The following is a 22328-nucleotide window of genomic DNA, read 5'->3' as shown; positions in this document are numbered from 1 at the left end:
TGGTGGTGGGTCAGGACCCGGACGGCGGATGGTCGGGGTAGACCCAGTTCGTCGGAGTCGGGGAGCCGGTCGCTGACGGACCGGCGGAGGGCGGCGGTGGTGCGGCGGGACCAGAGGGCGGAACGGCACCTACGCGGGTCAAGCTGCTGCCCGGAATCGACGCGCCAGCGGGCTGAGGGGCGGAGGGAGCGCCCTCGGAGCCTCCTGCTTCGCTGTCGGCAGGCCGTGTGATCAGCGCGGGGATGCCGGGGCGCTGGATCAGGGCGCGGCCCTTGTCGCCGGAGGCGTTCGGGTCCTCGCCGTACCGGAAGCGGGTCTGCGGCTTCGGAGGTCCGGCGTCGATGCCCTCCGCGCTCAGGTTTCCGCCGGTGGGGTTGATGCCGGAGGCGACACCGTCGCTGCCCGCGCCGGGGACCTTGCTCGGCCCCTGCGGAGCGGGAGTGCCGGTGCTGGCCTGCATCGCGAGGCTGCCCGCGGTCCTCGCCGCGCCTGCGGTGACCGCCATGCCGGCGACGCCGGTACGGTGCAGGTCGTCGTGTCCGCCGCCGTCACTCGCCCAGTGGACGAACTTGTAGGTGGCGTACGGGCAGAGCAGGACCAGGACCATCACGACGATGCCGGCCATCGCGTCGGAGAGGGCGGCCATGCCGTCCGTGGCGTCGGACTTGCCCATGGCCGAGACGCCGATCAGGAAGACCACGGTCATCAGCAGTTTTGACACGACCAGGGTGGCCGTTGCCTCGATCCACCCCCGCCGCCAGCGCTTGGCGACCTCCCAGCCACCACCGGCTCCGGCGAAGACGGCGAGGGCGACCATGATCAGGACGCCGACCTTGCGGGCGACCATCACGCCCCAGTACATGAACGCGCCGATCGCGCAGCCGAAGGCGACCAGGGCTGGGATGGTCCAGCCGAGGGCGTACATGGGCCCCAACTGGTTGACCTTGATGACGCGGCGGATCGCGTCGTCCACCGAGGTGTTGGCCGCTTGGAACAGGCCGTCGGACAGGGCGTCGACCACCGTGATGGCGACGGAGGTGAAGGCTACGGCGCAGAAGGAGAAGAGGACGCCGGTCATCGTGCCGATCGCGGCTTGGGCGAGTGCGCGTTCGTCCCGTCGCCAGGCCGCGAGCATCAACTGGATGCAGAACGTGCCGACGGTCAATGCGAGACCGATGGGCAACAGCAGCTCGTAGTTGTCCCGGAACCAACCGGCGTTGAGATCGATGGCAGTGGTCGCGTTGACGGCCCGGGCAGCGAGATCGGCCGCACTGGCGGCCAGCTCACCCGCTGACTTCGCGATCCAGGCCCCGATGCCGTCGGTGACGGTCCCGGCGGGGTTGGTGGCGAAGTCGACGGCGCCGCAGACCTTGTCCATCAGCGGAAAGTCGCAGACTCCCATGGCGATACCTCCTTTCTGGGTTGGGGGTTAGGGAGCGACGGCCGACAGGACACCGGCCAGGGCGCAGGGCTGGGAGGGGCGGCACTGGACCGCGAGGGTGGTGACGCGGTTCTCGGCGCCGCCGTGCGGCGAGCCTTTCCAAGCGATCGACTGTTTGCCGGAGACCGTCACGGCGTAGATGTACGCGGCGGTGATCGCCCCGGGGTCCGCCTGCAGGGCCTGGGTGAACGAGTCGGGGAAGTGCGCCTCGTTCACCTTGGCGGTGGCGAACTGGCCGTTGGCGGCCATCTCCTTCCACAGCGCGCGCGAGGGGACGAGCGCGTCGACCGAGGCGGTGTCGGCGTACTTCTTCTCGCTGGTCAGCCACCCGCGCAGGGCGGCCAGCAGCTCGCGCTGGGAGTAGGCGCGGGTGTCGTACGACCACAGCGCCACGGCTGCCGCCTTGCCGTAGGCGATCGGGTCGTGCGTGGACGGGGGAACGGGGAGTTCGCCGCGGCTGCCGTGCGGTCGTGACGAAGCGGAAGCAGAAGCGGTCGGGGAGGAGGGGGAAGCCGAACTCACCTGTGGTGCGGGAGCCTTGGAGGAGGTCCTGCCGTCGCGGGTGAGGTAGGCGGCCAGGCCGGCGAGGGCGACGAGCACCATCAGGACAGCGGTGCCGAGCAGCGCCCGGCGGCGCACGCGAGAAGCGCCGCCGGGGTTCGTGGAGCGGGAAGACATCAGCGGACCTGGCTACCCAGCGTGCTGAAGAACGCCACCACGCCGTTCGCGGCACCCAACAGGAGGGCCGCGCCGGCGCTGACCAGCACGCCCTTCTTGCCGTTGGCCTCGGCCTGGTGGCCGCCGGAGTGGTGGCCCCAGGCCCACACGCCCGCACTGACGGCGAGCGCTCCGACCACGGCGATGATCCCGAAGAGGTTGATCGAGCCCATCACCTGCTTGAGGACCGACAGACCCGGCAGCCCGCCCTCGTTCGGCTTGATCCCGGGGTCGTAGGCGAGCTGGACGACCTTGTCGACGAGGTACATAGTTGTGAACTCCAGTTCGATTTAGTGCACGCCAAAGCCCGAGGGGGCGAAGCGCCAGTGCAGGAGGGGGAGAAGCGCCGGTCAGACGACTCGGCGGGCCGCGAGAATCTGCGGCTTCCATGACGCGAGGGTCGTGAGGCGGACCACGTCGCCGGTGCGCGGGGCGTGCACGATCAGGCCCTGGCCGACGACGATCCCGACGTGTTCCGGGACTTCGGCGGTCCCTTCGGTGAAGACGAGGTCACCGGGCCGGAGAGCGTCGACCGATACCGGCTTGCCCTCCTTGACCTGCGTGTACGTCGTCCGCGTGAGGGTGACCCCGGCGGCCCTGTACGCCTGCTGCATCAGGGAGGAGCAGTCGCAGCGGCCCATGGGGTCGCTCCCGTGGGAGTCGGTGCAGCTGCCGCCCCACTGGTACGGGGTGCCGAGCTGGCCGAGCGCCCAGCGGATCGCCGTCTGGACCTTGGGCGGAGCGTCTGCCGGGATCTTGTATCCGGTCGGCACCGCGCCGGGCGGGATGGTTCCGAAGTCGGTGCCGTCCCCGCCGGCCGTACAGCCGCCTGCGGTACTCGACGCGGCACTGGCCGTGCTGTCCGAGCCGGAGGGCGAAGGGCTCGGTGACGTGCCGCCGGCCTTCGACAGCAGCGGCTCGATCGCCTGCTGCAAGGCGGTGGCCAAGGGCTCCCACTTCGCGTAGGCCTCCGGGAAGCCGGACCTCTGCACCGCCTGGGCTGCCTGGGTGATGGACAGGGACTGCCAGCCCGAGACCTTTTCCAACGCCTCGTAGAACTTCGTCGAGGCGTGCACCGGGTCGAGGATCTCGTTCGCGGTGCCCCAGCCCTGCGACGGTCGCTGCTGGAACAAGCCCAGTGAGTCGCGGTCGCCGTAGGTGAGGTTTCGCAGGCCGCTCTCCTGCAGGGCGGTCGCCAGGGCCACGATCTGGCCCCGGGCCGGGATGTTCATCGCGACGCCGGTGGCCTGGATGGTCTTGGCGTTGGGGATCTGCTCGGCCGGGTCTCCCAGGCCCGGCACGGAGACCGTGCCCTTGCTGCCGCCGTCCAGGATCGCCTGCACCTGAGCGGCAACGGCCGAGGTATCCACAGCCTGTGGGCCGCCGGTCGAGCAGGAGGCCGTAGCAGTCCCGGCCCCGACGGCGAGGACCGGAACGGCCAGCAGGAGCGGACCGGAGGCGAAGAGACCGACGACCGCTCCGGTGGTCTTCTTCATCGCCGCCGCCGTTCGCCGGGGCGGAGAACCCGGCCGGGCAGCGGAGCTGGGTCAGGGCGTGGGCGTATCAGGGCGTGCTGCATCGCAGCGACTCCTCGCGGTTCGTAGGAGGCGCGGTGCCGACTTCTCGTGCAGAGCCGTCGACACCGCGCCGATGTGAATCCGCCTCTCAGGGCGGGCCCGGGTCAGGGGAGTTGCTAACTCCCGGACGTCGGTCTCAGGTCATGCGCGGCAGCCAGCCGCGCTCGTAATCTCAGGCGGTGCACCGGGTCTCCTCACGGCTTCGGGAACGGAGAGTCAACGTGCCCTCCGGGCCGCGTTTTTGGACGCGGAAACACGGATCAGCACAGGTCAGCAGGGGTGGAGTCGGACTCCGCCTCGGTGACACGGCGAGACAGTAGACCGGGATTCCGGCCGCACCAAACGACCGCCGAGCCTGGGCCGAACCACGGCACCGGCTCGTTGGGCGCGGCCGGAAATCGCCGCTAACCTCCGGCGCAATCCCGCTCCGAACGGCCGCCGTTGACCGCCGTCCGGGGCGGGCCCAGTCCCGTCGTGCCCTGAAAGAGGCCCCGCACATGAGCTACACGCTGCACCGAGGCGACGCCCTCACCGTGCTGAAGACCCTCCCGGACGAGAGCGTCAACGCCGTCATCACCGACCCCCCGTACAACTCCGGCGGACGCACCAGCTCGGACCGCACCGGCCGCACCGCCCGCGCCAAGTACGTCACGGCCGGATCGGCGCACGACCTGCAGAACTTCCCCGGCGAGAACCGGGACCAGCGGAGCTATCGAAGCTGGCTGACCGCACTGCTCACCGAGGCGTACCGGGCCGCCACCGAGCACTCCGTCGCCATGGTCTTCTCCGACTGGCGCCAGGAGCCCACCACGTCCGACGCCCTGCAGATGGCGGGCTGGACCTGGAGCGGAACGATCCCCTGGATCAAGCCCGCCAGCCGGCCCCGCAAGGGCGGGTTCAAGCAGTCGGCCGAGTTCATCGTCTGGGGCGTCAAGGGCAGCCTCGAAAAGGACCGGGACCTCTACCTGCCTGGCCACTTCATCGCCTCCCAACCCCGCAAGGACCGTGTCCACATCACCCAGAAGCCGGTCGAGATCATGCAGCAGCTCGTGCAGATCTGCCCCGAAGGCGGCACCGTCCTCGATCCCTTCACCGGCAGCGGCTCAACGGGCGTTGCCGCCCTCCGCGAGGGCCGGCAGTTCGTGGGGGTCGAGCTCTCCTCGCACTACGCCGACGTCGCCAATGAGCGACTGTTGCAGGCAATGCAACAGCACCTCACTCGTGAGGACTTCGTCTTGGCGGGGCCAGAGGAATAAAGAATAGGAACGGAGAACGGCTGGCCCGCAGATACAGAGCGAGCGGCTGGTGGCACGTGAAACACGCGTCACCGGGGCTTTGAGAGAACCCCATCGCCGCAGGTGAGCGAGGGTTCGTGGACCTGATCTGAAACGCTTGGCCCCGATCTGGAAGCGCTCAGCAGATCGCTGCAGGTCAGCAAGGAGTCCTTCCCGTCGCTTGAGCATCCGCTCTGACACTCAGCGCACCGCCCGCACCGCTGCCTCCACGGTGCCGGGGCTGGCCCCGCGGGCAACGGTGAACGCATGAGCATCGCTCCCACGGGAGTAGGTCGGACGTTGCTGATCGTTCTGCTGTCGCACGTCAGCAGAACGATCCTCCTTGAGCAGCTGCCCGATGGGACCGCCTGGCGCCCGCTGAGCGTTGACGTACCGTCACACCGCTCGTACGCGCGTTGTTCATCGCTGGCGGCAGCCCGGCATACGCCACAGAGCCCGCCAACCGAAGTACTTGCCCGCTCCCGCTCCACGTCCCGGCGGTAAGAGGCAGACCGACATCGCCTGTCTCCGGCGCCGTCAGCGGCCTCGGACCTGTTTGGCCACCCCAGTGGTGTTGTACCGGTACCGGGCCATTTCCTCGGTTACTCCGTAGTGCTCGGCGATCTGCGCCGGCCCCCACTGACGGCGGACTGCGCCGAGCAGTAGGGGGCGGGGAAGCATGAGTGTTCCGCCAAAGGCAGTGGCTTGTTCTTCCTCGTCGGGGCGGCAGGTCCTGAAGGGCATGCCATTGACTTCGCGGATCTCGGTGAGGTCATGCTTCAGGACGAGGTGGGAGAGCTCGTGGGCCACGTCGCTGGCCCTGCGGCCCGGGGTTCGGAGCGGGTTAGTGACGACGATGTTCCTGCCGGAGACCTGAAAGGTCGCGGCGGAGAAAGCGTACGCCTGGACTCGTTCGAGTTCTTCGAGGCGGGTGCGGCTGACGAGCTTCTCGGCGCTGACGATCTTGACCTTGAGGTGGGCGGCGAGGTCGTCGACGTTCAGGGCATCGGTGTCGCTGAGGTCGAGTTCGCGGCGCAGTCGGAGGGCTTCTCGTTCGGCGTTGGCCTTGAAGCCTCGGGGGAGGGTCACAGTTCGCCTGCTTCGACGAGTCGTTCGAGCTCGGTGTTCATGTCGGTGAGTAGGTCGGCGAGCCGCTGGGGGACGCCAGGACGCAGCACCGGGGCAGCCCGGAGGTGGCAGGCGAGGGCGGGTACGGCGGGGACCGCCTCCTTCGCGAGGGCGTCGTAGAGGTCGCGCAGAACAGAGCTGATCTTGTTCGCCGCGTCGTCGGTGAGCCGAGGGTCTGCGTGGAGGTGGGTGATGGCCTGGTCGAGGGGCGACACCTGGCGGGTGGCGGTCGGGGTGAAGAAGCGGCTCGGGGAGACGCCGAGCCAGGCGCAGAGGCGAGTGAAGGTGGCGAGGTCGGGCTGAGCGCCGGCTTCGACCCGGGTGAGCGTGCTGAAGCTGACGCCCGCTTCGGCGGCGGCCTGCCGGAGAGAAAGAGGGCCGCGGTGTTCCTTCAGCAGGCGTCCGAGTTCGGCGATGTCGAACTGCTCGACAGCGTCCGGTCCGGTCATTTCGGGATCCGGGAGGGGGAGCTGGCTCCGGTCGGGGCTCATGCGGGCAGCGTAGCGCGCAGCGATACGGCGATGAAGCTTGACTGCATCGGTACGAGGTGATCACACTGGACTCACTGACGCTTTGCTGAATCAGCAGGGTGTCCCTGTACCACCCCCGAACGCCTTAGGAGATCGGTATGCCCCAGCCCCACGAGATCAAGATCACGGTGACCTCCGCCCTCGCCGAGCACCCGTACCAGCACCACTACGACCCGCAGGTAACCGCCACGAGCGTTCTGTCCGACAGCCTCACCGCCTTCGGCTTCACCAGCGACGGCACCACCCGCTACTACCTGTTCCACAACGGGCACGAGGTCCCGCCCGAGGCAACGGTGGGCGAGCTGGCCGGGCACGCCAAGGCCCTGCACCTGAAGCTGCGCACCGAGACCACCAACGGCTAGAGCCGGGGAGTCAGTCGTGGATCTCGAGAGCCGTCTGCGGCTGGCGGGCGACGTCCCGGCGGTCGAGGAGTTCCTCTCCTCGACCGCCGGCCGCCTCCACCACCGCGACCAGGACCCCGACGGCTTGTACTGGGCCGAGGTGCAACCGAACAACGGTGAGCGCGCAGCGTTCATCGCCCGGATCGAGTGGACGGTCTACCCGGACCGGCCGCCCTCCCTTGTCTTCGTCGAGTCGATCGGCGTCTCCGGAGTCGGAGCGCCCAGTGCCTGGCCGGGAGCGGATGGCTACCGCTACGGCTCGAACGACGTGTGTAAGCCGTTCACCGCCGAAGGCCAGAGGCTCCACGCCGAGTGGAGCAGCGGGCCGCACTCCTGGCGGAGCACCGGCAATCCCTTCCTTTACGTGGTGGAGAACGTGCAGGACGACATCGATCGCGTTGACGGGAGGCGTGCCGGATGACCGCCGACACGAGAAAGCTGGTGCTGCCGGCCGGCGCGGTCGACCCGGTGCTCCAGGAGATTCGGTGCCACGGGCTGGCCGACCAGGAAACCGGCGCGCTGCTGCTGACCGGGCGGTCGGACATGCAGGTGCTGGTCGTGGCGGTGGCCGGGACGACGGGGATCGTGCGGGGTCCGGGGCTGTTCACGGTGAGCGCGGTCGCGTACGACCGGCTGTTCACCTTCGCCGAGGAACGGTCCTACCGGGTGCGGGCGATGATCCACTCGCACCCCGAGGAGGCTTTCCTGTCGCGGACCGACCGCGCGTACTCGTTGCGGGTGCCGGGGTTCGTCAGCGCTGTCGTCCCGACCTACGCGGCGCCGCCCGCCGACCCGGCGTCGTGGGGGTGGTGGCGTTTCGAGCAGGACTGGGTGCCCTGCACCGCTCCGGTTGTCGACCCGGCGCTGTCCCTGGTGCGCACGGTGGTGTTCGACGAGGAGGGTGTCCGTGAGTACTGACTACAGCCGCAGCGTACGCCTGGGCGGCCTGGCCGCCGGCGTGGAAGACACCACCCTGCGGGAGCGGATGGAGGGCATCCTCATCCACCTGACCGGGGACGCGCACCTGCCCGCGGCCGCCGAGACTCTAGAAGTACTGGTGGCGGACCTGCGCCGGTGGCCGGTCCGGCTGAGTCTGGACCCCGGCCGCGGACCGGGACGGCTCGACGACGAACTCATCCGCAGGCTGGTGGAAACGGCGGCCGGGATCGATCCGGACCGGCCGCTTCGCATCGGCGAGGCCCAGAGCAGGGCGCCGCTGCATCTGCATGTGGGAACCGCACCACCGCTGGGTACTGCGGTGGCCGGTGCGCCGGACGGGCACGGGGTCCGTCTGCGGCACACCGGTCATCCTTTCCCTCGGCTCAACGCGCCCGGCACCGGGCTGGGCGTGGTCCTCACTGCGGCGATGCTGGCCGGCGAGGCGTTCAAGGTCGTTGCCGGGCTGCCGGAGCGGAAGTTCCAGGTGACCCCGGTGGTGGACTTCTGCCCCGTCCTCCCCGGTGAGCAACCCGGGATCGTCGTCGCCCCGCTGCCCGCGCTGGATCGGGTGCTGCTGGGCGGGGGCGGTGCGATCGGCACCGGCATCGCCCTGGTCCTTGACCTGCTGCAGGTCTCCGGCGAGTTGACGGTGGTGGACAGGGAGGTCTTCGAGAAACCGAACGTCACCTCGTACAGCATCGGTACCCTGGCCGACGCGGCTGCGGGCCTGCCGAAGGTGCGGTTGATCGACGCACGCCTACGGCGGATCGAGGTGACCCCGTTCCACGGGACGATCCAGGCTTCCATCGAGGCCGTCGATGCGGGCACCCTGCCGTGGCCCCGAATCGTCCTCGGCGGACTGGACAGCGTCGAGGCCCGGCACGACCTGCAGCGGCTGCAGGTCGATCTCACCCTGGACGGCAGCACCGGCGGCCCGGTCGGCACCACTGTCGCCCTGCACGAGGCACTGCCCACCGGCCCCTGCCTGCGCTGCTACTTCAAGGCCAACCACACCGGGAAGAGCGCGGAGCAACGACTGCATGAACTGACCGGGCTCCCGCTATCCCGAATCGCCCGCGGGCAGGAGCCGCTGACCGAACGGGACCTGGAACGCCTGGACAATCAACAGCGGGAGCTCGTCGGGAAGTTCCTCGGACGGCCGGTGTGCGGACTGATCAACTCGGCTGAGCTGGCCGGTAGAACGGACGACGGGTTCCGTCCTTCGGCCGCGTTCGTGGCCCAGCAGGCCGCCTGCCTGGTCGTCGGCGCCTGGATCGCACGCAGCACGGGCCTGGTCAGCGGACCTCCACGACGCATCGAGTACGACACCCGCTTCGGCCCCCGGCCCGACCAGATGATCGACCACCGGCTCCCCACCCCCGGGTGCGGGTGCCAGAAGGACGCTGCTCTCATCAACCTCATCCGAGAAGCCCGACGCACCCGCCGGTGACGCCCGGCTGGAGGTGGCGGCAGGGAGCGGAGCGCAGGGTGGTGCGGAACAGTTAAAACGGCCACTGCCGGAGCGCCGTCCCTTACGCGTTCCGCAAGGGCTGACCTAAAGAATCCTCAGGTCAGCAGGCTATCTGCCTGGCGCCGCCACTCAGCACCAACTATCCAAGACCTCACACGGACACCCATCCCGCGTCACCAGCCGTCGACGCTCGGTGAAGGACTGCCAGGAACCCGGCGCACTGGGACGCGTCGCCGTGTTGGGCGGTTGTCGGTGCGGCTCCGTAAGCTGCCGACATGAACACCGTGCGCGCCAGGGTCTGGCAGTTCGAGATCGTTCCGGGGGCGGGCGGTGATCCCAGCGTTCACGCGAGGAAGCTTGGGGGGATGGCCCTACCTGTCCATCTCGCTCGTCTGGTTCACATCAACGCGTTGGCCTGCGACTTCCGGCGAGTCGTCGACTACCGCATCCGTGTGCACGAGGCCCGGTTGCTGACCAGCTATCTCGCCGCCCCAAGCGGTCTGGCTCTTCAGGTCGACTACTCGTCTCTGCTGGCTACATCGCTGCACGTCCGACGGTTCATCAGCGAGTGCGCTGGGCTCGGGGTGATGACAGCCGGGAGTGAGAAGTTGTTCTCCTGGAAGCCTGGGCGTGACACTCTCCATAGCTTCGATGTCCTCCCGCCCGGCCCGTTGCAGACCAAGTACGGGACATTCGGCGTCAGGCCGGACCTTCTGTTCCACCTGCCGAACGGGCCCGTCGCCGGAGAGGCGCGTGGACGTCATCGCGAGGCGAAAACGCTGTTCCCAAAGAGCCCAGATTCGAACCAAAAGGAGCGGCTCCTTCAACTCGCCGCCTGGTCGGCCGACTTGAAGGATCACCCATACTTCATGAGCTGGGTATGGATCGGCGCGACCGGCGTGGGAGTTGACATCTTCATCCCCAAAGCCGGTTGGTGGGGCGGTGACGGCCTGCAACTCGGAGCGATCCAGGAGGAGTACGAGCCAGATTGGTGGATTGAGCCGCCGCGTCGGGTGCGGAGATCCGAGCTGGATGATGGTATGGACGGGCGACTCTCGGTCCCACGGCGCGGAAGGACGCGTACCAACGTGGTAGCCATCAGGGACCGCACGGACGAGAGAGTGGAGGGCGTCCTCGATACGCTCTACCGGACGGCCGGCCCGACTGTCGGAAGTTTCGCAGGCGTACCTGTACGAGGTTCCTGGGCACCAGCCGACGAACTGGGCACCGCCCGTCACGACGTCCTGATCGGCATCCTGGCCGAGTACCCATCAGGGCAGCGCCGTGCCCGCCGACGTCCCGAGGGCATCGAGTTGGCGGGGAAACGGGCGGATGTCCACTTGGAGGGCCGACTCCTCACCGTCGTCCGCGAGACCGGTGGCACCTGGCCGAGTTGGGCGCAGCTTGAGGAAGAGCTCCTTGAGGTGTGAAATAGCAACGTCCCGCCGCAGCGGCCATCACGGTTCCCACCTCGAAGGTCAGGCTGCCTCGAACGCCCGCTGGATCAGCGGTCCCGCCTTCTCCAGGTCGGCTGCCGAAGCGATACGGACCTCCAGGTCGCCGGTCCCGAGGTGGCCGATACCGCGCATGTCACGCGAGAAGCCCTCCTCGAGCTTGACCGTGTCCGGGTCGACCTTGAGGTAGACCAGGATCGCCTCGTGCTTCGGACGGAAGATGACGGAGGCGACGTTCACCATCCGGCGGTAGGCGATGTAGTGCCGAAGCTGAGCCACCTCGACCTCGCCCCAGGCGGTGAGGGCCTCGTCCAGCTCGGCGTACAGGTCCTGCAGGCAGCCAGGAACCGCACCCGCGGTGGCAGTTGCCTGAGCGGATGTCCTCCCGCCTCCGCCGGCGGCACCAGCCGTGACCTCCCGCTCGCGGCTCTGGCGACGATCCGAGACCGGTCTCGTGGATCCGGGAGTGGACTCGATCAGCAGCAGGCTCAGCAGCCCACCCTCGAAGACGCGGTAGCGCACCAGGTCGACCCGCTCGCGCAGACGGTGCACCGCGACTCGGTCGTGGTGCGAGAAGCCAGCGGCGATACAGACCATCCGAGGGTTCCGCCAGTCGATCGACTCGGCGGCCTCGGAGCCTAGCTTCTCCTTGACCAGTGCCTCGAATTCGTGACGCGCGGAATCCAACCACGACAGGTAGGAGACCGCCTGCGACAGGACACCGCTGTCGGCGCCTTTCTTGTACTCGATCAGCGCAGGTGTGCCGTTCTCGTCCAAGCCGAGCGAGTCGATCCGGCCCCGGTGCCAAGGCCCCGTCGGGTACTCCGACGCCAGGAAGCGGATGCCGAGCATGGCCTCCATGCCTGCCTCGACCCGCCGCTGCAGCTCCACCTCCAGCGTCACCGTGGAGCCACGCAGCTCGACGTCCTGGCCGTCGGCATCCAGCCGGAACAGCTTCAGGTCGGTCACCGGCGTCCCCCTCTGCGAGATCTCTACAGGAGAAGCAATGGAAATCGGGCACGTGACTATTCCGGGCGGGTATTGAGCTGCTTCGTCCGCCGGACCTGTTCTCAGGACAGACACCCGCCGTCTGTTGGCGCTGCGACGCAACATGGACGGAGCGGGGCGACATTTTCTGCAGCCGTGGCCAGCTTTCGGACTAGATCCTGGGAGCTGGTCCCAGTCCGATGTGATCACTTTCTCCTGCGGGATGCAGATCAGTAGGCTGTAGCGGTCTTCGTCGGTGTCCATGCCCCTGGTGCTTCGCTTCTTCTACGGCGGAGCGGGGGCATGCCCCGAGCGAGGGTGTGCTTTCGCTGCGGGAGTCAGGGGGTGTGCGGTGAGCGGCGCGTCTATACCGTCGCGTATCGGGTCGTACCTCGTCGAGCGGCGGCTCGGCGCGGGCGGGATGGGGGAGGTATACCTCGCCTACTCGGTCGCGGGTGAACCGGTCGCCGTGAAGGTGATCCGGCCCGACCGCACGGATCCGCATACGCGCGCCCGATTCGAACGCGAGGCGGCGATGGCGCGCACGATCTCTGGTACGGGTCGTGTGGCCCGTTTCATTGAGGCAGACCCGTTCGCTGAGCAGCCCTGGCTGGCCATGGACTACGTTCCCGGCCGCCCGCTCTCCGATGTTGTGAAGGATCAAGGCCTGCTGTCCACGCCACTCGTGGCGAGTCTTGGCGCGCTGTTGGCCGAGGGGCTTGCCGCTGTGCACGCCGCGGGGCTGGTGCACCGTGACCTGAAGGCGCAGAACGTCGTCCTCGGTGACTTCGGTCCGGTGATCATCGACTTCGGTCTGGGCGCTTTCGTCGGGGCGTCCAAGGGGTCGCTCACGCAGGCCGGCGTGGTCATCGGCACCGTGCGTTGCATGCCGCCTGAGCAGGCTCTGGGTGAGCTGGAGGTGACTCAGGCGGCTGATGTGTACGGGCTGGGCACGGTGCTTCTGTACGCGGCGACTGGGCACTATCCGTACGACGGTGCCCGGTGGGAGGCGGTGGCCGCGCAGGTTGTCAACGCCGAGATCGGCCCTGACCTGTCCGGGCTGCCCGCCGAACTGACGCCCGTCGTGTCGGCCATGCTGGCGCACAAGGCGGAGGACCGCCCCTCCCTGGAGGAGGTGACCCGGCAGTGTGCCGATTTGATGCGTCTGCTGGGCACGAGTCCGGCCCGGGCACGGCGCGCTCTGATCCAGGAGACGACGTCAAGGAACCATCCCACGATGATGCTGCCTCAGCCTGATACGCCCATGCTGGACCGGCTCGACTCGCTGGAGAGGCAGCTGCGCGAGGAGTCGGCGGCCCCGGCGGATAGCGTCCCCGCCTTGCCGTCCGATGGTGAATCCAGCCCAGACGCTCCGGCCCAGGGCGATGTCCAGAGCGACGTCGAAAGCTCGCTCGTGTCCGTGCAGGAATCCCCCAGCGGACGCCCGGCCGAACCCGCGCCGAAGAAGGGCCGTCCGCCCGCTTCCCGGCGGGTCGCCGACGAGCTGCGGAAGCGCTACGCGATGGGCCCGGCGCTCGCCTGGTCGAAGCGCTGAACCGCTCTTCCCTACCTTTCGCCGACGGGGCCCGTTCGGGGCGATACAAAGGGTGGGCAGCAGCACACCGCACATCACGAGTACACAGTCCAAGAGGAGCACCACGTGACTACGGCGATGCAGCCCGAGGTTCCTGAGGCGTGCGACGCCGATGCGGCGTCGGCGTATCCGGCCGGTGCGAAGCCGACCTTCGCGCCTGGCGCCCAGGTGCGCATCCGCCACGAGCAGTGGCTCGTGAAGTCCGTCGACGAGTCCCGCGACGGACTGATGGTCGAGGTCAGCGGGGTGTCCTCGTTCGTCCGGGGCACGGACGCGGTGTTCTACTCCGGCCTTGACCAGATCGACGTACTCGATCCTCGCAAGACCAGGCTCGTGCCCGACGAGACCTCCAGGCACGCCAAGGCCCGCCTGTACCTGGAGGCGGTGATCCGCAAGACCGCGCTGCCCCAGACCGAGCACGGCATCGCGCTCGCCGACTCCTTCCTCATGGACCGGCAGGAGCACCAGCTGCGCCCCGCCGAGCTGGCGCTGTCCATGCGTAACCCGCAACCCCGGCTGCTGATCGCTGACGTGGTCGGGCTGGGCAAGACGCTGGAGATCGGCGTCACGCTCTCGGAGCTGATCCGGCGCGGGCGCGGCGAGCGCATTCTCGTAGTCACGCCTGCCCATGTGCTGGAGCAGTTCCAGCGCGAGCTGTGGACCCGCTTCGCTCTGCCGCTGGTGCGCCTGGACTCCACCGGCATCCAGCGCATTCAGCAGGAGATCCCGGCGGGCCGGAACCCGTTCGCCCACTTCAAGCGCGTCATCGTCTCCGTCGACACCCTCAAGTCGGCGACGTATGCCCATCACCTGGAGAACATCACCTGGGACGCGGTGGTCATCGACGAGTCGCACAACCTCGTGAACAAGGGCACCCGCAACAACCTCCTCGCCCGCCGTCTCGCCGAGCAGACCGATGCGCTGATCCTGGCCTCCGCCACTCCGCACAACGGCGACGCCGAATCGTTCGCCGAGCTGATCCGGATGCTCGACCCGGCGGCGATCGCCGACCCCAAGAACTACAAGGTCGCCGACCTCGACCACCTCTACATCAGGCGTACCAAGTCCGACCGCGAGGTACGCGACGGCCTCAAGGACAAGCCCTGGGCCGAACGCGGCGACTCCCTGCCGGTGCCGGCTCCGGCGACTCGGAGGGAGGTAGCCGTCCTGGAGAAGCTTGCGAACGAATGGACGCCGGGCGACCCGAACCGTTCGTCGGTCTGCGCCGATCCCCTGGTCGGCTACAACTTCCTTAAGGCGTTCCTCTCCTCCCACGTTGCCCTGCGTGAATCCCTGGCCAACCGGCGTGCCTACCTGGACAACCCGAAGAGCGTCACGGCGAAGGGCAAGGCCAAGACCGCGCCGGACACCCCCGAGCGCCGCGCCGCTCTCGCCGCCGAGAGCAAGGCCCTCGCGGAGCTGGAGGCGCTGGTCGCGGACTTCACCGACCAGGACTCCGCCAAGCTCGACGCACTGGTCCGCACGCTGAAGGACGACCTCGGCGTCGGCCCGCAATCCGAGCGCCGCGTCGTGATCTTCTCCGAGCGGGTCCACACCCTGGACTGGCTGGCCCAGGAGGTCCCGGCCCGGCTTGGTTTCAAGAAGAAGAACCTGGCCAAGCCGGACAAGATGCGTCCCTGGAAGGCGTACGACGGCGCCGTCGAGGTCATGCACGGCGACACCACTAACGACCAGCAACAGCGGGAGATCGTCGACCGCTTCGGCCGGCGCGAGGAGCCGGTGCGGCTGCTGTTCACCGGTGACATCGCCTCCGAGGGCGTCAACCTGCACCACCAGTGCCACGACCTCATCCACTACGACCTGCCCTGGTCCCTCATCCGTATCGAACAGCGCAACGGACGTATCGACCGTTACGGGCAGGCGGTCAGCCCCGAGTTCCGTGCTCTCACCCTCACCGCCGACGTGCCCTGGCGGCGCAACGAGGAGACAGGCGAGATGCTCACGCTCGACGACCGGCTCGTCGGCACCCGTCTGCTGCGCCGCGAGGCCCAGGCGCACGAGATCGAGACCGGCGAGGGCAGCGCCGAGGCTGTCACCGGTCTCTACAACGACAAGAAGGAAGAGGACCGCCTCACCCGCGACCTCATCAAGGGCGGCACCGTCGAACGCTCCATTAAGCAGTCCCAGCAGGAGTCCGGCGGCGTCCTCGCGGGGCTCCTCGCCGGTGCCAACGCCCGGCTCGCCGACCCGACGGCCGCTCCGGCCACCCTCGGCACGGCTGCCGTGCCCGAAGCCGACGTACCCCACGTCTTCGCCGACACCAAGGCGTACTTCCACACCGCCGTGGACCTCATCTACCCCCAGGCTGAGCGCGAGGCCCTCGACTGGAAGCCCGAGACGGCCGGCGGCCGCATCGAGTTCACCCCGCCCGACGACCTGCAGTACCGCTTCCGGGAGCTGCCGAAGTCGTATCTGGAGCAGGAGAAGATCCTCACGACGCCCAAGTACGACGGCACGCTGCGCATCACCTTCGACAAGCAGTACGCCGCCGACCGGCTGGAAGCAGCCCGCAACGCCAGGCAGGGCAAGACCGACGAGCCCACGTCCCAGTGGCCCAATGTCTCCTACGTCTCCGACATCCACCCCGTGCTCGACTGGGTGACGGACAAGGTCCTCGCCAAGCTCAAGTACGACGAGGCGTTCGTCCTCGCCTACCAGCCGGACACCGCCAAGGCCGAACGGATCGACGCTGCTCTGCCTTCGGCCCTGACCGGCCCGGTTTATCTCCTCCAGGGCGTTTACTCCAACGAGGCGGGCAAGCCGACGGTCGTGGAGTGGATGGCCGTCACCGGCCTCGCCGAGGCCACTCCTCGCGTGTGGCGCATGGACTCGGCGTTCCTCGCCGCTTGCGGCGTGGGCCCTGACATGCCCGGCCGCGCCCAGCCCGTCGACCGCGACCTCCTCCAGGAACTCGTCCCCGCGGCCGTCGATGCGGCCGAGACCCACCTGCGCGAGCGCCGCGCCGACTACGACAAGCAGGTCGACTCCTACCTGGCGCCGTACGAGGACCGGGTGCAGGTCTGGGAGCAGGGTGCCCTGATCGCCGTCGGCAACCAGGAGCGTCGCCGCAAGCAGGTGTACGACACCGCCAAGCGCCGCCGCGCCCTCGTACGCCGTCTGCGGACCGACGGCGACCCGATGCTGCGGGTCCTCGCCGTCCTCGAACCCCTCCACCCCACCACTATTTCCACCGCACACGCCGAGGAGTCCGCACGATGAGCTACACCTACGACTCCTTCGCCAACCGCGGCGAGTATCTCTCGGCCCACTACTTCAGCGAGGAGCTGGAGAACACCCTCAAGAAGAGCAAGGCGGGCGACGAGGGCCTGTTCACCCTGTGGACCAGCCGCGAGACCGACCCTCACGACCCGCAGCCCACCCCGCGCGAACTCCTCCCTCGGCTCCGAGGTGAGTACCTGGCCACCGTGCGGCCCTTCCTGGCCTCCCGCGCCCAGCAGGAAGAACTCGGCAGCACCTACGACGACCCCACGGGCGAGTGGGCCGAGCACCTCACCACCTGGCACACCGCCGTCCTCAAGGCCCTCGGTTACGGCGGTGACCGGCCCGAGCCGATCACTGTGCACAACGCGGGCAAGGAGTACGAACTCCAGGTCGCCTGGCACGGAGACGGCATCCTCGCCGTCGACTGCGGCTGGACCGCCAAGCTCGACGACGCCCTCGACCCCGATGAGGCCGGACAGCTCCTCCACCCCCTCAAGACCGCCGACGGCCTCCTCGAAGTCGGCGAGAAGCTGGCGGGCTGGCTCTTCCAGAGCGAACTGCACGAGCCGGGCGGCGACGCGCCCCGCTTTATCCTGCTGCTCTGCGGCGGCGTGCTCATCCTCGCCGACCGGGGAGCCTGGGCTGAAGGCCGCTATCTCGCCGCCAGCCTGGACGCGGCCCTCGCCCGCAATGACACGGCGAAGGCCGGCGAACTCGCCCTCCTCGCCGTCCTCTTCTCCCATGACATGCTCGCGCCCCGCCCCGACGGCAAGGGCCGACGCCTCGACGACTTGCTCAAGGCCTCCCGTGACAACGCCGTCGGTGTCAACTCCGAGCTGCGCAAGGGACTCCAGCACTCGGTCGAGATCATCGCGAACGAGGTGCTCGCCCGCCTGCGCGAGGCGGAGGTCGAGCCGCGGGAGATTGAGGACCTCAAGAAGGGCCCGTTCGCCAAGCAACTCACCCGCGAATCGCTGCGCTATCTCTACCGCATCCTCTTCCTCCTCTACGCGGAGGCCCGCCCCGAGCTGGGCATCCTCCCCGCCGACGACTCGACGTACCAGACCGGGTACTCGATCGCCCGGCTGCGTGAACTGGTCGCACGGGAGCGGAAGCTGGTCGATGAGGACAGCCGCATCGGACTCCACCTCTACTCCTCACTCGACGTTCTCTTCAACAAGGTCAACTACGGTCACCGCCCGCACGGCACCGAAGCCGACGACCACAAGCCGGTCGACGAACGCAGCGAGGGCCGCGGCCTGCGCTTCGAGGCGCTGCGCAGCGAGCTGTTCGACCCGAAGGCGATCAATCTCATCGGCCGGCGCCTCCTCCACCCCCACTGGGACGAGGACGGCGACGAGCAGCCGCGCTGGCTGGACCTGCGGCTGCGCAACGAGGCCCTGCACCAGGTGCTGCGTCTGCTGACCATGAAAGAGGCCGGTCAGAAGGGCCGACAGGGCGGCTTCATCTCCTACCGCAACCTTGGTATCAACCAGCTCGGCGCCGTCTACGAGGGGCTGATGTCCTACACCGGCATCATCGCCGATGAGGAACTTGCCGAGGTCGCCAAGCCCGGCGCGAAGAAGGGCGACAAGCAGTACGGCGACCCCGAGAAGGGCTCCTGGCTCATCCCCGCCGACCGGCTGCGGGCCTACCCGGAGAACACGCACGTCGTGTACTCGTCTCAGGACGCCGAACAGTACGGCCTGCGCGGCCCGAAGAAATACCCTGAAGGTACGTTCGTGTACCGCCTGGCGGGGCGGGACAGGGAGACGTCGGCGTCGTACTACACGCCGGAGTCGCTCACCAAGGTGACGGTCGAGCTGGCACTCAAGCACCGCATCACCGACCAGACGCGGGCGAGCGAGCTGCTGCGCTACACGATCTGCGAACCAGCCCTGGGGTCGGGCGCGTTCCTCAACGAAGCGATCAACCAGGTCGCGGAGGAGTACCTCAAGCGCCGCCAGGCAGAACTCGGCGTCTCTCTGGACACGTCGAAGACGCTCGACGCCAAGCAGAAGGTGAAGGCGTACATCGCCCTCCACAACGCGTACGGGATTGATCTCAACGCGACGGGCGTGGAGCTGGCGGAGGTGTCACTGTGGCTCAACACCATGCACCCCGGCATGCGGGCACCATGGTTCGGGCTGCATCTGCGACGCGGTAACTCCCTGATCGGAGCGCGCCGTTGGGTATACGAGGCCGAGCGCATCAAGAAAGAGCGGACCATCGGCACACAGACGCCGACGAAGTTGCCGTTCCGGGACAAGGGCAGCGGCGTGGAGCAGCCGCTGCCGGACGGCGCTGTGCACCAGTTCCTGCTGCCGACGCCAGGCTGGGGTGCGGTCGCGGGGGCGAGCGGTGACGCCAAGAAACTTGCCGAGCAGCTTGCAGGGCCGCAGGTCGAGCAGCTGAAGGCGTGGAAGAACAGCATCAAGGCCAAACCCAGGACGACGGGCGGCAAGAACAGCCAGCTGGCCCGACTTCAGGCTGCGGCCAGAAGAGTCGAGTTCCTGTGGCAGCTCGTCGCCAAGCGTATGGAACTGAGCGAGCGCGAGATCGCCCGCACCATCGACGTGTGGGGCACGGGCCGGGAGGAGGACGCGGAGGAATACGCGTTCCTGCGCCGTGACAAGGAGAGCGCCGGAGACAACGACCTGCCGCTGACCAAGGAACAGGTCTTCAAGGACCTGTTCGAGGCGGAGGGGTCGCCGTACTGGCGCCTCAAGCAGATCATGGACGCATGGTGCGCGCTGTGGTTCTGGCCGCTGGACAAGGTCGGGCTGCTGGATGGCACGGACGCGGAGTACGAGACCGCGCCGATCGTGTCGATGGACGCTCTGTTGTCGGCGGGAGTCGTCGGCGAGGTCGGGACGTCACAGGAGGAGCCCGAACCCGTACCGCGTTTCGTCGAGAACGGGCTGCTGTTCGCCCTCGAAGGTGACCAGCTGTCCTTCGGTGACGATTCAGGCGACGGCGACCTTGTCGAGAAGCGGGAGATCACGAAGACGCGAGTGACCGAGGCCGGGGCGAAGAAGCGCGGGGGGCCGACCCGACGCCGCGACATCGTGCCGCTGGCCGCCCTCGATGACTGGCTCGACTTTCTCGAGTCCATGCTCGGCACCAAGGACGTGAAGCAGGGCACCATCGTGTCGTCCGTCGAGTCCCTTGAGAAGCTGAAGCAGCTTGAGGACCTGATCCAGACCCAGCCCGAGATGGACATGGACGATGCCCGAAAGGCGGTCGAGAGCCGCTATCCGTGGATGCGTGCCGTGCGCGACATCGCGAAGGAACAGGGTTTCCTGCACTGGGAGTTGGACTTCGCGGGCGTGTTCGCCAGTGAGGCTGGAGGCTTTGACCTTCAGGTGGGGAACCCGCCGTGGGTGCGGCCGCGCTGGAACGAGTCCCTGGTGCTGGCGGAACGCGAGCCGTGGTTCGAGCTGGAAGAGCGGGTCTCCACGTCGGTGAAGGCGGAGCGCCGGGACGACCTGCTGAAGGCGCCGGCCGCGGCCACCTATGTGCTGGGCGAGATCACGGACAACGCCGGACAGGTCGCGTTCTACGGGGCGCCGCAGGTGTATCCGTTGTTGGGAGGAACCCAGCCCGATCTCTACCGGGCCTTCATGTGCCAGGTGTGGGACCACGCGTCTGTGCGGGGCACTACCGGATTCCTGCACTCGGACACACACTTCACCGGGGACAAGGAAGGTGCGCTGCGGGGGGCGGCGTATCGGAGGCTGCGGATCCACGGGGATTTCGTGAACGCCGGGCAACGGTTCTTCCCTCTTCCCGTGGGCCACTCCACTCACTTCGGTGTGAATGTCTACGGTCATCCTCAGGAGATCAACTTCGACCACCTCTCCTGGCTGGTCTCCGCCGATGCCCTGCGCTTGTCGGCGAACCATGACGGTTCGGGAGAGGCCCCGGGAATCCGCTATCAGAACGGGGAGTTCGACGAGCGCCCGCACCGGACGCGTGTGGTGCGCGTCAACAGGGAGCTGCTCACGGTCTGGCAGCGGCTGTTCGGTGACACGGGTCCGGTGGAGGAGGCGCGCCTGTTGTTTCCCGTGAGCACGGCCGAGGCGTCCGCTATTGAGGCCCTGGCGAACTATCCACTGCGCCTCTCAGCTTTCAAGCCGCAGATTACGCCCGGCTACCACGAGAGCGGGGCCAAGAAGGATCGCCTGATCGACTACAACCGGCCGGACCCGAAGACGGGCGAGCCGTACGAACCCGACCGGTGGCGCCACGTGATCCTCAAGGGCACGCAAATCAGTGTTGCCACACCGGTGTTCAAGCGGCATGACGCCAACTCCAACGCGCCCTTCGGCGCCGACCTGGTCTCGCTGCCTTCGGACTTCGTACCGGACACGGAGTACGTGAGGGTGCCGGGCCGTGCGCAGGAGTACCTCAAGGCTCAGGATCGCTGGATCGACCACCATGCGCTCGAACGCCTTCGGGTGAGTGACAAGGCTGTGGCCCGTGCGCGGGCTCAGGTGGCCGAGGCGATGGGAAACGCTCCCCAGGATGCCGATCCGAAAAGCGTTGACGCGCTACTTGTTGGACGGGCGCGGCGACGGTATACCGCGTTCTATCGGGTGGCTTGGCGAGAAATGATCGCTCCTAACACGGAGCGGAGTCTCTACCCCGCTGTGGTCCCCCCGGGTACCGCTCACACCAACGTGGTTCGCAGCGCAGCCTTGCGTAACAACCACCTGTCTGTGCTCACTTCGGGACTGTGGTCCTCCGTGCCGATCGACTACCTCCTACGCATCACGGGCACGGGCCATCTCGACGTCGGTCGTGCGGGTGCCCTTCCTGCACCCGCACCGGCTCACCCCCTCGCCCCCGCTCTCCTCCTCCGTACCCTCCGCCTCAACTGCCTCACCTCCGCTTACGCCGATCTCTGGCAGGACCTCTACGACCCCACCTGGTCGGCGTACGAACCCTGGGCCATCAACTGGCCAGGCATGAACACGGAACTTCACTCCGTGACCCCGACCTGGCAGCGGGATACCCCCCTCCGTACCGAGTACGCCCGTCGCGCCGCACTCGTCGAGATCGACGCCTTGGTCGCCGTCTGGCTCGGTATGGATGCGGACGCCCTGATCGCCGCGTACAAGGGGCGATTCCCCGTGCTTCAGAAGTACGAGGCGGCAAGTTGGTTCGACGCCGAGGGGTGGAAGCTGGCGAGTAATGCCCGAACCATCGGCCAACGTCAGACCAAGGAGACCTGGACCCAGTTCGAGGCCTACCGCGAGGCGGTCGGTGAACCTTCTCCCGAAGGTGTGCTCCCGGCCGACCCCGACGCCACACTCCCTGACGCCACACCTCCCGACGGCTACACCGCCCCCTTCTACAAGGCGAACCGCGAACGCGAAATGCGCCGGGCCCACGCCTACTTCAAGCAGCGCCTCGACGAAGCCGTAGCCAAGGGTCTGTGGGACCTGGAGAAAATGGAGGTCCCGACCCCGTGAGGCCGACCCTCGAAGCACAGGGACTCAAGGAGAGCCTGCTCCAGTACCTGTCCACGACGTACGGCCTCGCGGACGAGGGCGCTCGAAAGGCCCTG

Annotated in this window: 16 protein-coding genes; 9 read left to right on the top strand and 7 right to left on the bottom strand. The window is 68.1% G+C overall.

The annotated features are described in order from the left end of the window. Positions 1 to 10 precede the first annotated feature (10 nt). The 4 genes from H4687_RS13645 to H4687_RS13630 all read right to left on the bottom strand — a co-directional run bounded on the left by H4687_RS13645 (position 11) and on the right by H4687_RS13630 (position 3654). Entirely contained in the window at positions 11 to 1402 is a 1392-nt protein-coding gene (locus H4687_RS13645) for an SCO6881 family protein (protein ID WP_046913950.1), read from the bottom strand. Positions 1403 to 1429: 27 nt separating this feature from the next. Next, positions 1430 to 2119 carry a hypothetical protein gene (locus H4687_RS13640; protein WP_046913951.1) on the bottom strand — a complete coding sequence of 230 codons (690 nt, stop codon included), beginning with the start codon at positions 2117 to 2119 and terminating at the stop codon, positions 1430 to 1432. Next, on the bottom strand, positions 2119 to 2427 hold the full coding sequence (locus tag H4687_RS13635; protein ID WP_046913952.1) for a DUF6112 family protein: 309 nt from the start codon (positions 2425 to 2427) through the stop codon (positions 2119 to 2121). Before H4687_RS13635 ends, H4687_RS13640 begins: the two co-directional genes overlap by 1 nt. 81 nt (positions 2428 to 2508) lie before the next feature. Further along, positions 2509 to 3654: a C40 family peptidase gene (locus H4687_RS13630; RefSeq protein ID WP_046913953.1), complete on the bottom strand. Its 1146-nt coding sequence runs from the start codon at positions 3652 to 3654 to the stop codon at positions 2509 to 2511. A gap of 578 nt (positions 3655 to 4232) precedes the next feature. On the opposite strand from H4687_RS13630, the gene H4687_RS13625 reads away from it, so the two are divergent. Further along, on the top strand, positions 4233 to 4991 hold the full coding sequence (locus tag H4687_RS13625) for a DNA-methyltransferase (RefSeq protein ID WP_046913954.1): 759 nt from the start codon (positions 4233 to 4235) through the stop codon (positions 4989 to 4991). A gap of 555 nt (positions 4992 to 5546) precedes the next feature. Here the strand turns inward: H4687_RS13625 and H4687_RS13620 are convergent. Both H4687_RS13620 and H4687_RS13615 read right to left on the bottom strand, forming a co-directional pair. Beyond that, the gene (locus H4687_RS13620) at positions 5547 to 6098 is read right to left on the bottom strand and encodes an ImmA/IrrE family metallo-endopeptidase (protein WP_046913955.1); all 552 of its coding nucleotides are present in this window, start codon (positions 6096 to 6098) and stop codon (positions 5547 to 5549) included. Beyond that, positions 6095 to 6628: a helix-turn-helix domain-containing protein gene (locus H4687_RS13615; RefSeq protein ID WP_199813394.1), complete on the bottom strand. Its 534-nt coding sequence runs from the start codon at positions 6626 to 6628 to the stop codon at positions 6095 to 6097. Before H4687_RS13615 ends, H4687_RS13620 begins: the two co-directional genes overlap by 4 nt. A 137-nt stretch (positions 6629 to 6765) precedes the next feature. On the opposite strand from H4687_RS13615, the gene H4687_RS13610 reads away from it, so the two are divergent. The 5 genes from H4687_RS13610 (at position 6766) to H4687_RS13590 (ending at position 10908) form a co-directional block, all read left to right on the top strand. Continuing rightward, positions 6766 to 7029 (top strand): hypothetical protein, encoded by a 264-nt coding sequence (locus tag H4687_RS13610; RefSeq protein WP_046913957.1) that lies wholly within the window; start codon positions 6766 to 6768, stop codon positions 7027 to 7029. Positions 7030 to 7045: 16 nt separating this feature from the next. Continuing rightward, a complete protein-coding gene (locus H4687_RS13605; protein ID WP_046913958.1) occupies positions 7046 to 7489 on the top strand; it encodes a hypothetical protein in 444 nt (147 codons plus the stop codon). Further along, positions 7486 to 7986, top strand: coding sequence for an MPN domain-containing protein (locus H4687_RS13600; protein ID WP_046913959.1), 501 nt, complete (start codon positions 7486 to 7488; stop codon positions 7984 to 7986). The genes H4687_RS13605 and H4687_RS13600 overlap by 4 nt, the downstream gene beginning before the upstream one ends. After that, positions 7976 to 9457: a ThiF family adenylyltransferase gene (locus H4687_RS13595; RefSeq protein ID WP_046913960.1), complete on the top strand. Its 1482-nt coding sequence runs from the start codon at positions 7976 to 7978 to the stop codon at positions 9455 to 9457. Before H4687_RS13600 ends, H4687_RS13595 begins: the two co-directional genes overlap by 11 nt. Positions 9458 to 9753: 296 nt before the next feature. After that, the gene (locus H4687_RS13590; RefSeq protein WP_046913961.1) at positions 9754 to 10908 is read left to right on the top strand and encodes a hypothetical protein; all 1155 of its coding nucleotides are present in this window, start codon (positions 9754 to 9756) and stop codon (positions 10906 to 10908) included. Between the two features lie 48 nt (positions 10909 to 10956). On the opposite strand, the gene H4687_RS13585 is transcribed toward H4687_RS13590, so the two are convergent. Further along, positions 10957 to 11901 carry a DUF5655 domain-containing protein gene (locus H4687_RS13585; protein WP_046913962.1) on the bottom strand — a complete coding sequence of 315 codons (945 nt, stop codon included), beginning with the start codon at positions 11899 to 11901 and terminating at the stop codon, positions 10957 to 10959. Between the two features lie 370 nt (positions 11902 to 12271). On the opposite strand from H4687_RS13585, the gene H4687_RS13580 reads away from it, so the two are divergent. From H4687_RS13580 to H4687_RS13570, 3 genes are all read left to right on the top strand, one after another. Continuing rightward, positions 12272 to 13474, top strand: a complete 1203-nt coding sequence (locus tag H4687_RS13580) for a serine/threonine-protein kinase (RefSeq protein WP_046913963.1) — start codon at positions 12272 to 12274, stop codon at positions 13472 to 13474. 105 nt (positions 13475 to 13579) lie between these two features. Beyond that, a complete protein-coding gene (locus H4687_RS13575; RefSeq protein ID WP_046913964.1) occupies positions 13580 to 16753 on the top strand; it encodes a DEAD/DEAH box helicase in 3174 nt (1057 codons plus the stop codon). Beyond that, positions 16750 to 22233: a hypothetical protein gene (locus tag H4687_RS13570; RefSeq protein ID WP_046913965.1), complete on the top strand. Its 5484-nt coding sequence runs from the start codon at positions 16750 to 16752 to the stop codon at positions 22231 to 22233. The genes H4687_RS13575 and H4687_RS13570 overlap by 4 nt, the downstream gene beginning before the upstream one ends. Positions 22234 to 22328: the final 95 nt, after the last annotated feature.

Source organism: Streptomyces stelliscabiei, from assembly GCF_014873495.1.
Lineage (GTDB): Bacteria > Actinomycetota > Actinomycetes > Streptomycetales > Streptomycetaceae > Streptomyces > Streptomyces bottropensis.
Note: the sequence above shows the minus strand (reverse complement) of the source record. Positions and strands in the feature narration are given on the sequence as shown.

Bases quoted from the DNA above. Each gene is read 5' to 3' on its own strand.
- H4687_RS13630 (WP_046913953.1), bottom strand. From the start codon at position 3,654: ATGAAGAAGACCACCGGAGCGGTCGTCGGTCTCTTCGCCTCCGGTCCG.
- H4687_RS13635 (WP_046913952.1), bottom strand. From the start codon at position 2,427: ATGTACCTCGTCGACAAGGTCGTCCAGCTCGCCTACGACCCCGGGATC.
- H4687_RS13625 (WP_046913954.1), top strand. From the start codon at position 4,233: ATGAGCTACACGCTGCACCGAGGCGACGCCCTCACCGTGCTGAAGACC.
- H4687_RS13600 (WP_046913959.1), top strand. From the start codon at position 7,486: ATGACCGCCGACACGAGAAAGCTGGTGCTGCCGGCCGGCGCGGTCGAC.
- H4687_RS13590 (WP_046913961.1), top strand. From the start codon at position 9,754: ATGAACACCGTGCGCGCCAGGGTCTGGCAGTTCGAGATCGTTCCGGGG.
- H4687_RS13640 (WP_046913951.1), bottom strand. From the start codon at position 2,119: ATGTCTTCCCGCTCCACGAACCCCGGCGGCGCTTCTCGCGTGCGCCGC.
- H4687_RS13610 (WP_046913957.1), top strand. From the start codon at position 6,766: ATGCCCCAGCCCCACGAGATCAAGATCACGGTGACCTCCGCCCTCGCC.
- H4687_RS13615 (WP_199813394.1), bottom strand. From the start codon at position 6,628: ATGAGCCCCGACCGGAGCCAGCTCCCCCTCCCGGATCCCGAAATGACC.
- H4687_RS13570 (WP_046913965.1), top strand. From the start codon at position 16,750: ATGAGCTACACCTACGACTCCTTCGCCAACCGCGGCGAGTATCTCTCG.
- H4687_RS13645 (WP_046913950.1), bottom strand. From the start codon at position 1,402: ATGGGAGTCTGCGACTTTCCGCTGATGGACAAGGTCTGCGGCGCCGTC.